Here is a 14,309-nt window from a genome sequence, read left to right as displayed (position 1 = left end):
GCGTCATCCCTCCCCTTGTACCGAATCGCTGCGCGACCGTCCGACCGTCACGTGAGCCGGACCGGATGCGTCAGCACCTGCAGCCTGTCATGCCTGGGGAAGGTTCTCGGGGTGCGGGGGTGCCGGAAACTGGGCGGGCCGTAACCGTCTCTACTCTGCGAAGAAATCACCGAGCGCGCGACCGATCCGGTCAGGCGCATTCTCCGTGGGGATGTGATCCGCATCAGGGATGCGGATGAGCGTGGTGTTCGGGATCTCCGAGGCGAACCGCTCGGCGAACTCCACCGTCTCGTGGAGGTCGTCCTCACCCCAGACGAGCAGCTTGGGTGTGGTGGACCGCTGCAGCGCGGGGACGAGGTCGCGGGTGTAGCGGTTGTCGGCCGCACCCGCCAGGGCCACCCAGGAGCGGCGAACCCGCGCATCGGTCCACGGATCCACGTAGTCCGCGATCAGTGACTCGGTGGCGACACCGTCCAGCACTCTTGCCACCGCCTGCCGACGGTTGTCGAGCACGCCCTCAGCCGTGCTCGCACCCCGGAAACTGGCTACGTGGGGCGCGGGCCAGGAGTCGTAGAGGACGGAGTTGACCAAGGCCAGGCGGGAGACCCCGAAGCGATGGTGGGCGAAGCGGTCGTGCGCGAGGAGGTGCTGGGCGATGGCGCCGCCGATGTCATGGCCCGCCAAGGCGATCGGTCCGGAGAGCTCCAGCGCGGATGCGAAACGCGTCACCCAGTCCGCGAGGGCCGGAACCGCCGCCGTTTCCGGGGTGAGCTCACCTCCTGAACGCCCCAGTCCGGGGAGATCGACCGCGATCGGCCGCAGCCCCGCGTCGGCGAGGTGGTCCAGTACCGGGAGCCAGACCCGGCTCCAGTACGTTCCGTGCAGCAGCAGTACGGGGCGCCCGTCCTGCCGCCCGGCGGTCAGGTAGCTGGCCGCCTCGCCGTCGACCTGAACTGCGCGCCTGACCACTGTCGTCTCGGTGGTTTCACTCATGGGACCACTGTGGCCGGAGTCGATGTCTCTGCCGAGAGTCCGAAAAGACATCTGGGGGTACATTCTTGCCACGAGCATTCACCGGGTGGTGATCACCCCGGCGAGGACGGACGGGCCCTCAGCGCAGGGCGTCGAGCGCGGCGATGATGTCGGCGGGCTCGGCGCGCTTGATGTAGTCGGTGTCGGCGAACGCCCAGCGGACGGTGCCGGTCCGGTCGATGACGTACGTCGCGGGGAGCGGGAGAGTGCGCCGGTGGCCGCCGTTGACGCGGTGGAGGTCGAAGCCCAGCTTGTCGTAGGCGGCGGCGAGGTCGTCCGGCAGGTCGAAGGCGAGACCGTACGCCTTGGCGGTGTCGGAGCCGACGTCGCTGAGGACGGCGAAGTCCAGGTCGTGCTTCTCGGTCAGGGACAGTGATTCGTCGGGGATCTGCGGGGAGACGGCGACGAGTTGGGCGCCGCGGTCGGTGATGGCGGCCTGGTGCTGCTGGAGGGAGCGCAGCGCGAGGTTGCAGAACGGGCACCACGCGCCGCGATAGAAGGTGAGCACGACCGGACCCTCGGCGAGGAGCCGATCGAGGGCGACGGTCTCGCCGGTCGCGGAGGGCAGCGCGAAGTGCGGGGCCTGCGCGCCGGTGGCGAGAGCGCGGTCGACCTGGCCGGACGCGGCGAGTTCGGCGTCGGCCCGCTGCATGATCTCCCGTATCTCGGCAGGGATCTGATGCCGACGGGCTTCATAGAAGGCGCGCAGTTCCGCGTTGAGGGTCATGAGGTTGGTGCCCTTCCCGTATGGGGGCAGGCGTGAAAGACCACCCCAAGAACTTGGAACGCTCGTTTCAAGATAGTGGTCGGGGCGATATCTTGAAACCCCTGTTCCAAGATGGTGGTGAGGTGAGGCATGGCGGACATCAAGCACTTCGACCCGGACGCGACCCTGGAGACGGCTCTTCGCCTGTTCTGGAAGCAGGGCGTGGCGGCCACCGGCATCCAGGACATCGTGAACGCCACGGGGCTCAACCGCTCCAGCCTGTACTCCACGTACGGCGGCAAGCAGCAGCTCTACCTCGCCGCGCTGAACCGCTATGTGGCGACCCGCTCGCAGCCCGCCTTCCGGCAGATCGCCGAGGACGAGCGAGGGCTGCCCGCTGCCGCGGACTTCTTCCACGGCCTGATCAGCGTGCGTACATCGGGAGAGCACGCGCGCTGGGGCTGCCTGGTCGCCAACGCGCACACGGGCGCGCAGAGCGACGACCCGGGAGTGCGGGCCGTCCTGGACCGGCACCACCAGGAACTCTGCGACGCAATGCGCTCCGCGCTCGAAACGGCGCGACGGGACGGGCAGTTGACAGCATCCTGCGATCCGGCCTCGGTCGCTGAGCTGCTCGCGCTGCTCGCGTACGGGGTGAACATGCGGTCGCGGGCGGGCGGCGACGCACGTTCCCTGAACCGCACCGTCGATGCGGCTCTCGACTCGATCCGGAACCCGGACCGAGAACGCCGGGACTGAGAGCACCGGGACTGAGAGCGACGGACCGCACTTCGCGGCGACCGGACCACCACGCCCAGCACTGCCCCCGTCAGCCCTGCGGAGTTCAGCGCGCCCGAGGCGATCCCCCGGCTCTCAGTCCGCGTCCCGCCGACGCAACAGATTCATCGCGGTGAGCGTGAGCACGACCTCGCCGCGCTGGTTGAGGACCTCGATGTCGGTGTGGACCAGGCCGCGATCCGGCTTCGAACGCGAAAGGCGGGCCGCCCGGGTCGTCGTCCGGATGGAGAGGCTGTCGCCGGGACGCACCGGCTGAACCCAGCGCAGCTCGTCGACACCCGGTGAGGCCAGGCTGGCGACCTTGCTGACGTAGTGATCGGCGTACAGCCGCATCATCACGGACGCCGTGTGCCAACCGCTCGCGATGAGCCCCTTGAACGGGCCTTCCGCGGCCGCGGCCGGGTCGGTATGGATGCTCTGCGGGTCGAACTCACCGGCAAACCTGAGGATGTCCTCCTCGGTGAGGGTGACACTGCCATAGGTGTACGTGGAACCTGGCGTGTAGTCCTCGAAGTAGCGTTCTTGGACTGGGGTGTTGAAATCAAGACCGAGGGCGGAGGTCGGTGGTGTCGTCATCGACGACACCATAGTGAGCTCGATTCCACAGCCTTGATCCGCCCCGGAACCCGGCCCGCCGACACGATCAAGAATTGCGGGCGAAGTGCGGCCCGGCCCACCCGGTGGCGGCCACCACCTCCCGCGCGATGTCAACGACGAACCGTCCGTCCGTAGCCACACGCACCGTCTCCACAGGAGCCCGCTGGTCCAGAAGTCGCGCCTTGCGGGCACTTCCTTCCAGCTCATGCTCCAGCTCCGAGCCGAGTTCTCGTCCCACCAACCGCTCGCGGGCCGTGGCGTCGGAAGCGGTGAGCAGGACTCGTACGATCCCCGCTCCGGTCCCCAATGCACGCTCGAACATGCCCGCCGCCTCCGGCAGCACACTCACCGTGTTCGTATAGATCAGGCGCCGGTAGCCGCGCCGGGCGAAGTTCGCCCACACCGCGGTCAGATTGCTCTCGGTGATCTCCGCGCGGTGAGGGTCCCCCACGGGTGCTGGATGCACCTGCCCCATGAAGTCACCGTCGATGATCGCGTGAGCGACCGACTCGGACCGCAGCAGCGCCGAAACCTCCCACCCCACCGTCGTCTTGCCGACACCGGCACGTCCCCCGATGAGCAGTACTTCCGCATGATCCATGGGGGCACAGTGCCAGCGCGCGACCACCTCACGCGATCCAATATCGATCCAGCCGTCCAGGGCCTGTTGTGAAAGTGCACCGCGTGGCTACAGCCCGCTGGCGCTTGAGGCGGTTGTTCCCGCACTCGACCGCGTGCCGGTTGCGGACGCGGTCCGTCGGGACCGGGATCCGCTTGCTTGATGTGCACTCCAAGCTCATAGCGTGGAGACAGCTGAACCGAACACCCGACGCGTCGAAGCATCGTCCCGCACGACCAACGAGAATGGCGGCAAGTGGTAGACAATCAGTTCACAACGCATGCAGAACTCTTCGATCTGCGTGGAAAGCGCGCGCTCGTCACCGGTGGCACCCGAGGCATCGGAATGATGATCGCGCGTGGCCTTCTCCAGGCGGGCGCCCGCGTGGTCATCAGCTCGCGCAACGCAGAAGCGTGCGCTCAGGCGCAGGAACAGCTGTCCAGATTCGGTGAGGTGCGGGCCATCCCCGCCGACCTGTCCCGCCACGACGAGTGTCGGCGACTGTCCGACCTCGTCACCGCCGACTCGGAACGTCTCGACATCCTCGTCAACAACGCGGGCGCCATGTGGGACGAGCCGCTGGCGTCGTTCCCGGACGCGGCCTGGGACACGGTCGTCGACCTCAACCTGAAGTCGCCGTTCTGGCTGGTCCAGGCGCTGCTGCCCGCACTTGGCAAGGCGGGCACTGCCGACGATCCCGCGCGGATCATTAACATCGGCAGCATCGCCGCCATCCATATCCCGCAGCGGCCCAACTACTCGTACTCCAGCAGCAAGGCCGCACTGCATCAACTCACCAGAGTGCTCGCCAAGGAACTAGGACCGCAGCACGTCACCGTGAACGCCGTGGCGCCGGGACCGTTCCCGTCGATGATGATGGCTGCCACCCTCGATGAGTTCGGCGAGGCGATCGCGGCGTCGGCCCCACTACGCCGGATCGGCCGCGACGACGACATGGCGGGTGTCGCCGTGTTCCTCGCCAGCCGGGCAGGCGCATACCTGACAGGCGCCGTGATCCCCGTAGACGGCGGCATCGCCACAACCGCGTAGGCCGCCTGGGGCCTGTCTGCGAAAGTTGATCTTGATCATTGCTGATCATGCCCTGTGGGCCCGGATCGTCACTCAGCTGCAGGCCGACCACGGGCTCGGACGCGCCCGGGCACGATCTACGGCTGGCACACCAGCTCCGGAGAACACCCACGTATCGTGCAGACGATGACGGCGTACGCGACACAACTCGGAGGGACCGCCATGATCGGTATCGAGGAGCTGGAGGCCGCAGCGGCCAAGATCACCGGTCATGTGGTGCGTACTCCCACACTGCCCAGTCCGGGCCTGACCGCGCTGCTCGGTGTGCCGGTCACGGTCAAGCTCGAACTGCTGCAGCGCAGTGGCTCGTTCAAGGCGCGAGGTGCCGTCCACAAGCTGCTCACGCTGACCGGCGAACAGCGCGCGGCAGGCGTGGTGGCGGTGTCCGGCGGCAATCACGGCATCGCCGTGGCGGAGATGTCGGCCGCACTGGACGTGCGAGCCACGGTGGTCATGCCGCAAGCCGCACCGGCAGACTCCGTGGCAAAGGCCCGTGCCGCCGGAGCCGACGTCCGGCTGGCCCCCACCATGGCCGAGGCGTTCGCCCTCATGGAGCAGCTGGAGGCCGACGGACTCACGCTCCTGCATCCCTTCGCCGACCCGGTGGTCATCGCGGGGCAGGGCACCGTGGGACTCGAACTCGCCGCGGACGCCGGTGAGCTGACGGATGTGCTGGTCTCCATCGGCGGCGGTGGGCTGATCGCCGGTGTGGCGGCGGCACTGCGGGTGCGGCGACCGGATGTGCGGGTGTGGGGTGTGGAGACCACCGGCGCCGACGCGATGTCACAGGCACTGACCCACGGCGGGCCGGTACAGGTGGACGTGGACTCCCGGATCACCACGCTCGGTGCGCCCACCGTGTCACCGCTGACGTACACCATGGTGCGCGACCTGGTCGACGAGGTACTGGTCGTACCCGAGGCGGACGCCTTTGCCGGGGTCCGGGAGCTGGCCGAACACGCCAAGGTGTGGGCCGAGCCCGCGGCCGGTTGCCTCCTCCCGGCCGCCCGCCGCGTCCTCGCCAAGACCGGGGACGAGACGCGGCTCGGCCTGGTGATCTGCGGCGGCAACGCCTCGGTGGATGACGTGACCGCGTACGCGGGCTAGGGGCTGTCGTCAAAGTGGCCTGGAAGCAATACGTCGCGACCGTACGCGAGGAGATCAACGCCGACGGCAGCATCACGTTGCACTGGTCTGCATGACCGACCACACGCCGTCCCGTGCCCCTATCTCGCTTTGGTGCGACAAAGGCAGGGTCCTGTTGCCCAGGTCGGCGGCGGAGACGGGGGGCCGGGCCTGGGAGTAGCGTTTCGGTATGACGCCAGCGCTGCCCCGGTTCCCGCCCTATCCGATCCGTGGCGTCCGCGTGCTGCACCAGAAGCAGAACTGCGCGCCGCACTTCGCGGAGATCGAGGTGGACTTCGAGCCCGCCACCGAGGGCTTCATCTTCGATGTGGCCAAAGGGTTGACGGTGGAGTACGAACCTGCCGAGGATCTGCCGCGCTTCTTCGCGGCCGCCTCCACGGGAATCCAAGAACTGCTGCGCTCGCCCGAGCATGAGTTCGTGATCGCCACGCGGGTGGTGCTGCGGCGCGCCCGCGCCGATACGTTCGGCTCCCACGAACTGGCGTTCAAAGTCGCCGGTTATCTCGCCGCCCGCACCGCCGTGGAGCGTCTCGGGGACCCGCGAGTCTGAGCGAGAGCGAGGGCGACACATGCTGAACTGCGATATTACGCGGCAGGGAACCCGTCTTCAGTCAGAGTCTTTACGCAGCGCATCCGCCCCTGGATATAAGCCCGTAGTCTCCACTGACCGCGCATGAGTTACTGCCGTTGCAGTTGGGCAGTCAGCATTCAGGGATGCTCTCAGGTGCGCCCTCGCCAAAGTGCTCCGTTCCGAGCACGACCCGCCACCCGCACAAACGCGTGCATTCACGATGAGGTCATCGCCATGTCAGACGTTCAGCCGGAAACTGCCGGAGTGCAGGCTCAGTACGCGGCCCGAGTCGCCGCGGATCTGGAGATCAACCGCAAGGAACAGGAGCGCGTCGGAGCTGAGGTCTCAGCGCTGCAGGAGCAGTTGCAGGCGTTGGAGAACGACCACGCGGTATTGCTGAGCATGCAGCAGGCACTGGGCTCCCCCGGTACCCCGGCAACCGCCGCCAAGAAAGCAGCCCCTCGCAAGAAGGCGGTGCCAGCCCCACGGGCAAGTGCCAACAATGCCCGTGGGGCCAATGCTCGTACGGCGAAATCCCGTACGGCCCGATCGAAGACGCCCGTAGCGGCCAAGGGCAAGGACAAGGCAACCACCGCCGCGCCCAAGGCCTCCGGAAAGCAACCTGCCGTGCCGACGCTGGTCGAACTGATCGACAACCACCTCGGCCAGCACAACGAACCGCGATCCGCCGCCGAGATCACCACCGCACTCACCCAGGCTGTCCCCGACCGCACCATCAAGACCACCGTCGTGCGCACCACGGTGGAAGGCCTGGTCGCCAAGGGCCGAGTCCAGCGAACCAAGCAAGGTTCCTCGGTCTTCTACACCGCAGCAGCCCCAGCAGAACAGTCCGCTTCACCACAGCCAGAGGCCTCCGCCAGCTGAACTGTCCCGCAGGTGACAGCCAACCGCCTGCGGCCGACCGGTGACGGCTCGGCCGCAGGCGGTGTAGATGCCATGCCATCAGCGCAGCCGGTGGAGCAGGACGCCGAGGACTCAGCGGACCAGCCCATGTCGGACGTAATCCGGATGGGCCGTGCCGACCTCGATGCTGTTCTCGTCGAGGCCGTTGACGATCCGCAGGCAGCCGCCGCTGGCGAAGGCGAACTCCACTGCCACGGTTCCCACCGCCAGGTCGCGATCCGACGGCCGCCATTCGAGGAGTGCGACCTCGCGCAACTCCTCACCGACGAACGGTTCCATGCGTTCGTCGCTGTGAGACCACTCGGGCGTGAACTCGGACTCCTCCCACCCGGTGAGCGTCGCCGCGGTGTCGATCGTGTCCCAGCCGATGGAGAGTTCGTCGAACTTCCAATGGCAGACCTCCACCTGAACGCCGTCGAAGTCCAGCACCACCGGGCAGTCGGCGTACCAGTCCCCGTCCTCGGCGAAACGCACGAGTGCGAGCCCCGTCAACCGCCTACCGGCGAGCGCCGCCAGGCGTGGTCCGTGCGCCTGCCGAATCGCGCCGATGCCGGTCAGGAAGCACGGCTCGAAACCAGAGATCCCCATGTTCACAACATCGCACGGCGCGTGGAGGCGAGGGAACCGCGGCTGGGCTCCGGGCAGAAGAGTCCCTCGGCCGATGTCCGCCTCAGTCGCTATGGGCGACCGGGTCGCGATGGGCGTCGAGCGCATCGAGTACTGCGTCGCCGTTCGCCCTCGCCCACTCGGTCAGCATGTGGATCGGATCGATCAGGGTCGCCCCGAGCGGGGTGAGCTCGTACTCGACGCGGGGCGGCACCGCAGCGTAGGCGTGGCGGCGGACGAGTCCGTGCGCCTGGAGCCGTCGGAGCGTCTGGGTGAGCATCTTGCGGGAGATGCCGCCGATCAGCTCGATCAGTTCGCCATGGCGCACCGGGCCCTTGCTGAGGCCGTAGAGCACGACGACCGTCCACTTGTCGGCGATCAGATCGACCGCCAGACGCGCTGGACAGTCGGCGAGAAAGGGATCGCCGGGACCGAAACCGCTCATGGCACCCAACGTACCCGCGCTGCAGGTACCTGCCAGTTCCTATCGGAAACCTAGCCTGGGTTTTCTCCCCCGTGCCGAAGCCAGGGGAGTCATGTCCGAAGCCAGGAGAGTCATGCGAGTTGTTACGCAGCAGACGTTCGGCGGTCCCGAAGTGCTCACCATCGTGAACGCGCCCGAGCCCCGGCCCCTCCCGACCGAGGTACTCGTCCGCGTCAAGGCGATCGGGCTGAACCCGCTGGAGGCGCGCCTGCGCGCCGGTGAGTTCCCGCTGCTCGGCCCGCCGCCGTTCGTCCTCGGCTGGGACATCAGCGGCGTGGTCGAGGAAGGGCCGCAGGCGTGGCGGTTCAGGCCCGGGGACGAGGTGTTCGGGATGCCGCTGTTCCCGCGGGCGGCGAGCGCGTACGCCGAGGTCGTGTCGGCGCCTGCGTTGCATCTGGCGCGCAAGCCGGCGTCGCTCTCGCACGTCGAGGCGTCGGCGCTGCCGCTCGTCGGGCTGACGGCGTGGCAGGGCCTCGTCGACCTCGGTGGTGTGGGCGAGGGCGACCGTGTCCTGGTCCATGGCGGTGGTGGCGGGGTCGGCCACGTCGCGATCCAGATCGCGAAAGCGTTCGGCGCGCACGTGATCGCGACCGCCAGCGGGAGCAAGCGGGAGTTCGTCGAGGGGCTCGGTGCCGACGAGGTGATCGACTACACGGCGGGCGACTTCACTGAGGCGGTCCGCGACATCGACGTCGTGCTGGACACGATCGGCGGCGACACCGTCGAGCGGTCGCTCGAAGTGCTGCGCCCGGGCGGTCACTTGGTGACGGCGGTCGCCGAGGAGGATCTAAAGCTCATCGCGAAGTTCGAGGCTGCCGGCATGCGCTTCAGCGGCATCGCGGTCGACCCCGATCCTGTCGGCCTGGGAGGTCTCGTCGAACTCGTCGAACAGGGCAGGCTCCGGGTCCACGTGCAGGAAACGCTCCCCTTCGAGCGCGTCGCCGACGCACACCGGCTTCTCGAGAGCGGTCACCTCCAAGGCAAACTCGTCCTCACCCTCTGAACCCGTCATAAGAACGGGCTCACTCGGATGTACCGAGGGAACGGTCACTCCGGCGATCTGACGTTCTTGCGCTGGTTGGCGTTGAAGCGCGCCTTCTTCTGACGGTTCCCGCACGTGTTCATGTCGCACCATTTGCGGGTGCGGCTTTGGCTGGTGTCAAAGAAGGCGGCTTGGCACGTCGGTGATGCGCACAAAGCCAGTTTCCCGTCGCGTTCGCCCGCGATGATGCTGACCGCGTCGGCGGCGAGCACGCTGAGGGCGTCTTCCACGCAGGGGGGAGAGCCGAGCTGCCATCGCCGCTCGCCCTCGGGCGTCAGAATCGCCGCGGCCCGCCCCTGAGCGCTGCAGTCATTGATGACTTGGACGGCAGACGCGGGGAGAGCGTCCTGGATCGCGGCCGCTGTCGCGGCGGCGTGAATCGACTCCCTCAGTTCCCGGGCGAGGTCGAGCTGGTCGGTGGTGCAGGAGTCCACCGCGAGGCCGTTCACTGCCAGCCAGTCGACCAGTCGGTGCGGCACGGGAATGCGCTCCACGGCGTCGCCATGACGCTCCGACAGAGTCCCCGTGAAGCTGGTCGCCAGCACCTTGCCGAGGCGGAAGTCAGGGAACGCAGCACGCATGGAACCACCTTAGCGGGTTGCGGCCCGACTCAAAGGACTGTTAGAACCGTCTTAGCCGGTTCACGATGGGTCGTAGCCGGTTCCACGACGGCCAGGAGGTCCCATGTCCCGTCCGACCAGCGACGTGCAACCGTTTGAAGCCCGTGCAACCGACGCCGACCTCGACGATCTGCGCGCACGGCTGGCCGCGGCGCGACTGCCGGAGGCCGAGACGGTCCATGGCGCCGCGCCCGGTCCTCGCCGATGGGAACAGGGCGTTCCGCTCGCCGACCTCGTCGATGTCGTGAACTACTGGCGCACTGGATACGACTGGCGGTCGTTCGAGGAGCGCCTCAACCGGATCGGCCAGTTCCGTACGACCATCGACGATCTGGGAATCCACTTCCTGCACCGTCGATCCGCGCGCGCGGATGCCACTCCGCTGGTCATGACGCACGGCTGGCCCGGCAGCATTGCCGAGTTCATCGATGTGGTGGACGAGCTGGCAGATCCGAAACATGCGGACGCGCCCGCGTTCCACGTCGTGGTCCCGTCGCTGCCGGGCTTTGGTTACAGCGACAAGCCGACCACCACCGGGTGGGGAACCGAAAAGATCGCGGCTGCCTGGGTGGAACTGATGGGACGGCTCGGCTACAGCAAGTTCGTGGCCCACGGCGGCGACTGGGGAGGCAATATCACCACGGTCCTCGGCGGCAGGTTCCCGGCGCACGTTCTCGGCGTCCACACCCTGTTCGCGGAGGCGCCGCCCGGGCTGACGACGGACGGGCTGACGGCGGTCGAACGCAAGTGGACCGAGGAAACCCGCGATTTCTGGCGCCATCGCGCGGCGTACGCGAAGCAGCAGGCGACCCGACCGCAGACCATCGGCTACTCGCTCGTCGACTCACCTGTCGGGCTTCTTGCCTGGATCCTCGACAAGTTCGCCGAGTGGTCAGACACCGAGGACAGCCCGTTCGAGACGATTTCCATCGACAGGATTCTTGACGACGTCACCCTGTACTGGCTGACGCGGACCGGCGCATCGGCGGCCCGCATCTACTACGAAAGCCACAACTCACTCGACCCGGAACTCCGGGTCGACGTCCCGTCGGCCATCAGCATGTATCCCCGCGACATCGAGAAGAGCCCGCACCCCTGGGCACAGGAGCGGTACCGACAGATCGTGCGCTGGAGGTCGCCCGAGATCGGGGGGCATTTCCCGTCGCTGGAGTGCCCCGAGTATTTCGTCAAAGATCTGCAAGAGGGACTCGCGGCAGTGCTGGCCGCCAGTCGGTGATCGCGGCTGGGAGATGGCCCCGAAGGTGCCTGCCGATGGGGTCGTCGAGCTCCACTTGGCGCCTGATGTGGCCCTAACAGTCATGGTCCGTCATCCTGCCGACACCGACGCGCGGTGCCATCCGGGATGTCCCCCACGTACACCCGGAGCGGACCCCGAGGCGGCCTACGCGTCGGTCGCCGACGGTGTGCGCCGCGGGCCAGGTGACAGTCCGCCGAGCAGTGCCGTGAGCGTGAACTCGAACCGCTCGTGCCCCTCGCCGGAGGTCAGCTCGCGGATGTGGGCGACGGTGCTCGGGAACGTGTCGCCGGGCAACATCCGGTACCGCTCCACGAGAGCGTCCCGGTCCAGGACACGCTGGTCGACTCCACTGCCCGGGTCGTGCCTCAACGACACCTCGAAGCAGTACGCCGATACGTAGAGGAACGCCGCGTCGATCGCCCACGCGGCGGACTGCGGCGGCACCCCGGCCGCCAGCAGGATCGTCAGCATGCCCTCGCTCAGCCGCAGTGCGTCCAGGCTGTTCGGGGCGGCGGCCAGCGCGGCGCGTGAGATGCCGGGGTAGCGCAGATACTCGTCGCGCAGCGCCCGGCAGATCGCCAGCATCTGCTCCGCCCACTGCGCGGGGTCCGGCTCCGGCACCGGCACCCTGGCGCACAGATCGCTGATCAGCAGCTCGTCCAGCTCGGCCTTGTTGCGTACGTGCGCGTACAACGACGCAGGACCGGTCTGCAGCGCGGCGGCGACCCGGCGCATCGTCAGGGCCTCGAAGCCCTCGGTCTCGACGAGCCCGAACGCCGCGTCCATGATCCGCGCGACCGTGATGGGCGCCTTGCCGGACCGCTCGACTCTGCTGGGCTCGGCCAGCGCTGCGACCTTCGCGGCCCATTCGTCACGCATCTCGGCTCGATCCGAAGCCCGTCTGTTGACCATGCCGACAAGCATAGCTTGACCCGAACAGCGTTCCCAGGTAGAACAGTGTTCGTGCGACGAACAGTGTTCGTGCTGGTCTCGTGCGACCTCGGATGTGCGCCTCAGGCATCCCTCACGCACCACTCCCCCCTTGGATCACTGAATCCTCCCGAGAGGAATCCCATGTCATCCCCACGTGTCAGCCAGGAGCGCCCGGCGCCCGGGCCGTCCGGGCCGTTCCGTTCCCTGCGCGAGGCGTGGGTGGCCCTGATCGGCCTTTCGGCGATCTTCCTGTTCGAGATGATGAGCACCACGGTCCTCAACGTCGCCCTGCCGACCATCGGCCGCGAGCTCGCGGCCCCGACGGTTGCCCTGCAGTGGGTGACGAACAGCTACTCGGTCGTGTTCGGCGCACTGATGCTGGTGTTCGGTGTGGTCGCCGACCGGCTCGGTCGTCGCCGGGTGATGCTCGCCGGGCTGGCCCTGCTCGGTGTCGCGAGCCTGGCGGCGGTGGCCGTCACCGACACGAGCGAGCTGATCGCCGTCCGCGCGGTGATGGGTCTCGCGGCCGCGATGACCACACCGGGGACCATGGCCATGGCCTTCCGGCTGTTCGAGGAGGAGGGTCTGCGGGTCCGGGCGATCACCTTGATCTCCACCGTGGGCATGGCCGGTCTCGCGATCGGCCCGACCGTCGGCGGCCTCGTGCTCTCCTTCGCCCCGTGGCAGGTCCTGCTGCTGGTGAACGTGCCGATCGTGGCGCTCGCGATCGTCGGCATACGGACCGGCGTCCCGGCCGACGACGCCGCCGACCTGCACCGGGCGCCCGCGGATCTGACGGGCGGTGTGCTGGGCACCGCGACCATCGTGCTCGCTCTCGTCGCGCCCACCCTGTTCGAAGACCTGGGCGCGGGATCGTGGGCACCGTGGGCCGCCGTCGCCGGGGTCGTCGTGGCGGCGGCCCTGTTCGTCGTACGCGAGCGAACGGCCCGGCACCCGCTGCTCGACCTCGCGCTCGTCGCCCGGCCCCAGGTATCCGGCGGTCTGGCCTACAAGGCGGCAGCGGGCCTTGCGAACGCCGGGCTCGCCTACCTGGTGACGCTGCAACTGCAGCTGGACTGGGGGTGGGCGCCCGCACTCGCGTCCCTCGGCATGCTGCCCCAGGTCGTCGTGCTGATCGCGGGCGGCCCGTTCGTCCACCGGTTCGTCGCGTGGGTCGGCATCGACCGCGCCGCCTGGATCAGCGCAGGCTCGGTCGTGGCCGGGCTCGCGGTCTACACCCTGTTCGGCAACCTCGGCTATCCGTGGGTGGCGGTCGCGCTGGTGCTCGTGGCCGCCGGGATGCGGGTCGTCGGTGCCGCCGCCGCGGTCAACGTGCTCAACGGCCTCCCCCGCAACCGCACCTCCACCGGCGCGGCACTGATCGACACCGCCACCGAGGTCACCGCCGCGGTCGGGGTCGCCGTCGTCGGCACCGTGCTCGCCGCCGTGTTCGTCGGGAACGTCGCCGCGGGGCACTGGAGCCCGGAGCAGACCGGGCAGTTCCGGGAGACGGTCACCATCTCGGGGGCAGTCCTCACCCTCGTATCCGCGACTTTGGTCGCCTGGGCGATGCGCCGCACACGCCCTGCCGCGACTCTCCCGGGCGACCAGCCCGACCAGCCCGACGCCATGCCCGCCGAGACCCCGGCGACCCGCGCCTGACCCAGAACCGGGCTCGCCGCATCACCTGTCCCGCCACCACGACTGTCACCGCTGTTCGCCGATCTGAGCCATTTCCCGCGCGCCTTCACCGCCGATGCCGCCAGCCTCGCAGCCTCGTTCGGGCGCCGCATGGGTGAGGTGACCGCACCGAGGTCACCGGCCAAGCACCCTCCAGCGCCCAGCCCCCTCACCCGCACCAAGCAGTCACGGATAGCGTTGCTT

Annotated in this window: 16 protein-coding genes; 8 read left to right on the top strand and 8 right to left on the bottom strand. The window is 68.3% G+C overall.

All coding sequences use genetic code 11. The annotated features are described in order from the left end of the window. Nucleotides 1–150: 150 nt before the first annotated feature. Both ABZV77_RS13190 and ABZV77_RS13185 read right to left on the bottom strand, forming a co-directional pair. Entirely contained in the window at nt 151–993 is an 843-nt protein-coding gene (locus tag ABZV77_RS13190) for an alpha/beta fold hydrolase (protein ID WP_356254736.1), read from the bottom strand. Between the two features lie 118 nt (nt 994–1,111). Further along, nucleotides 1,112–1,759, bottom strand: coding sequence for a peroxiredoxin-like family protein (locus tag ABZV77_RS13185; protein WP_356254733.1), 648 nt, complete (start codon nt 1,757–1,759; stop codon nt 1,112–1,114). Nucleotides 1,760–1,888: 129 nt separating this feature from the next. Between ABZV77_RS13185 and ABZV77_RS13180 the strand changes: the two genes are divergently transcribed. Then, nucleotides 1,889–2,497: a TetR/AcrR family transcriptional regulator gene (locus ABZV77_RS13180; protein ID WP_356254730.1), complete on the top strand. Its 609-nt coding sequence runs from the start codon at nt 1,889–1,891 to the stop codon at nt 2,495–2,497. Between the two features lie 114 nt (nt 2,498–2,611). On the opposite strand, the gene ABZV77_RS13175 is transcribed toward ABZV77_RS13180, so the two are convergent. Together ABZV77_RS13175 and ABZV77_RS13170 are read right to left on the bottom strand one after the other, a co-directional pair. Further along, nucleotides 2,612–3,112, bottom strand: a complete 501-nt coding sequence (locus tag ABZV77_RS13175) for a MaoC family dehydratase (RefSeq protein ID WP_356254727.1) — start codon at nt 3,110–3,112, stop codon at nt 2,612–2,614. A 67-nt stretch (nt 3,113–3,179) separates the two neighbouring features. Then, nucleotides 3,180–3,734, bottom strand: a complete 555-nt coding sequence (locus ABZV77_RS13170; RefSeq protein ID WP_356254724.1) for a hypothetical protein — start codon at nt 3,732–3,734, stop codon at nt 3,180–3,182. A gap of 273 nt (nt 3,735–4,007) precedes the next feature. Here ABZV77_RS13170 and ABZV77_RS13165 point away from each other — a divergent pair, with 273 nt between their 5' ends. The 4 genes from ABZV77_RS13165 to ABZV77_RS13150 all read left to right on the top strand — a co-directional run bounded on the left by ABZV77_RS13165 (nt 4,008) and on the right by ABZV77_RS13150 (nt 7,443). Further along, nucleotides 4,008–4,802 carry an SDR family oxidoreductase gene (locus ABZV77_RS13165; RefSeq protein ID WP_356254721.1) on the top strand — a complete coding sequence of 265 codons (795 nt, stop codon included), beginning with the start codon at nt 4,008–4,010 and terminating at the stop codon, nt 4,800–4,802. Between the two features lie 201 nt (nt 4,803–5,003). Next, nucleotides 5,004–5,948, top strand: coding sequence for a threonine/serine dehydratase (locus tag ABZV77_RS13160; protein WP_356256016.1), 945 nt, complete (start codon nt 5,004–5,006; stop codon nt 5,946–5,948). A gap of 208 nt (nt 5,949–6,156) precedes the next feature. Next, nucleotides 6,157–6,537 carry a hypothetical protein gene (locus ABZV77_RS13155; protein ID WP_356254718.1) on the top strand — a complete coding sequence of 127 codons (381 nt, stop codon included), beginning with the start codon at nt 6,157–6,159 and terminating at the stop codon, nt 6,535–6,537. 255 nt (nt 6,538–6,792) lie between these two features. Continuing rightward, entirely contained in the window at nt 6,793–7,443 is a 651-nt protein-coding gene (locus tag ABZV77_RS13150; RefSeq protein WP_356254715.1) for a BlaI/MecI/CopY family transcriptional regulator, read from the top strand. A 111-nt stretch (nt 7,444–7,554) separates the two neighbouring features. On the opposite strand, the gene ABZV77_RS13145 is transcribed toward ABZV77_RS13150, so the two are convergent. After that, nucleotides 7,555–8,070: a hypothetical protein gene (locus tag ABZV77_RS13145; RefSeq protein ID WP_356254713.1), complete on the bottom strand. Its 516-nt coding sequence runs from the start codon at nt 8,068–8,070 to the stop codon at nt 7,555–7,557. Nucleotides 8,071–8,152: 82 nt separating this feature from the next. Then, entirely contained in the window at nt 8,153–8,533 is a 381-nt protein-coding gene (locus tag ABZV77_RS13140) for a helix-turn-helix domain-containing protein (protein ID WP_356254710.1), read from the bottom strand. A 112-nt stretch (nt 8,534–8,645) separates the two neighbouring features. On the opposite strand from ABZV77_RS13140, the gene ABZV77_RS13135 reads away from it, so the two are divergent. Continuing rightward, entirely contained in the window at nt 8,646–9,575 is a 930-nt protein-coding gene (locus ABZV77_RS13135) for an NADP-dependent oxidoreductase (RefSeq protein WP_356254708.1), read from the top strand. Between the two features lie 44 nt (nt 9,576–9,619). Here the strand turns inward: ABZV77_RS13135 and ABZV77_RS13130 are convergent, their stop codons facing one another. Then, on the bottom strand, nt 9,620–10,195 hold the full coding sequence (locus ABZV77_RS13130) for a CGNR zinc finger domain-containing protein (protein WP_356254705.1): 576 nt from the start codon (nt 10,193–10,195) through the stop codon (nt 9,620–9,622). Nucleotides 10,196–10,298: 103 nt separating this feature from the next. On the opposite strand from ABZV77_RS13130, the gene ABZV77_RS13125 reads away from it, so the two are divergent. Continuing rightward, the gene (locus ABZV77_RS13125) at nt 10,299–11,471 is read left to right on the top strand and encodes an epoxide hydrolase family protein (protein WP_356254702.1); all 1,173 of its coding nucleotides are present in this window, start codon (nt 10,299–10,301) and stop codon (nt 11,469–11,471) included. A 165-nt stretch (nt 11,472–11,636) separates the two neighbouring features. Here the strand turns inward: ABZV77_RS13125 and ABZV77_RS13120 are convergent, their stop codons facing one another. Beyond that, nucleotides 11,637–12,404: a TetR/AcrR family transcriptional regulator gene (locus tag ABZV77_RS13120; protein WP_356254699.1), complete on the bottom strand. Its 768-nt coding sequence runs from the start codon at nt 12,402–12,404 to the stop codon at nt 11,637–11,639. Between the two features lie 162 nt (nt 12,405–12,566). On the opposite strand from ABZV77_RS13120, the gene ABZV77_RS13115 reads away from it, so the two are divergent. Continuing rightward, nucleotides 12,567–14,087 carry an MFS transporter gene (locus tag ABZV77_RS13115; RefSeq protein WP_356254697.1) on the top strand — a complete coding sequence of 507 codons (1,521 nt, stop codon included), beginning with the start codon at nt 12,567–12,569 and terminating at the stop codon, nt 14,085–14,087. Nucleotides 14,088–14,309 lie beyond the last annotated feature (222 nt).

Origin of the sequence: Streptomyces sp. NPDC004732, from assembly GCF_040609235.1 — a bacterium.
Lineage (GTDB): Bacteria > Actinomycetota > Actinomycetes > Streptomycetales > Streptomycetaceae > Streptomyces.
This window is presented reverse-complemented; position numbering and strand designations above follow the sequence as displayed.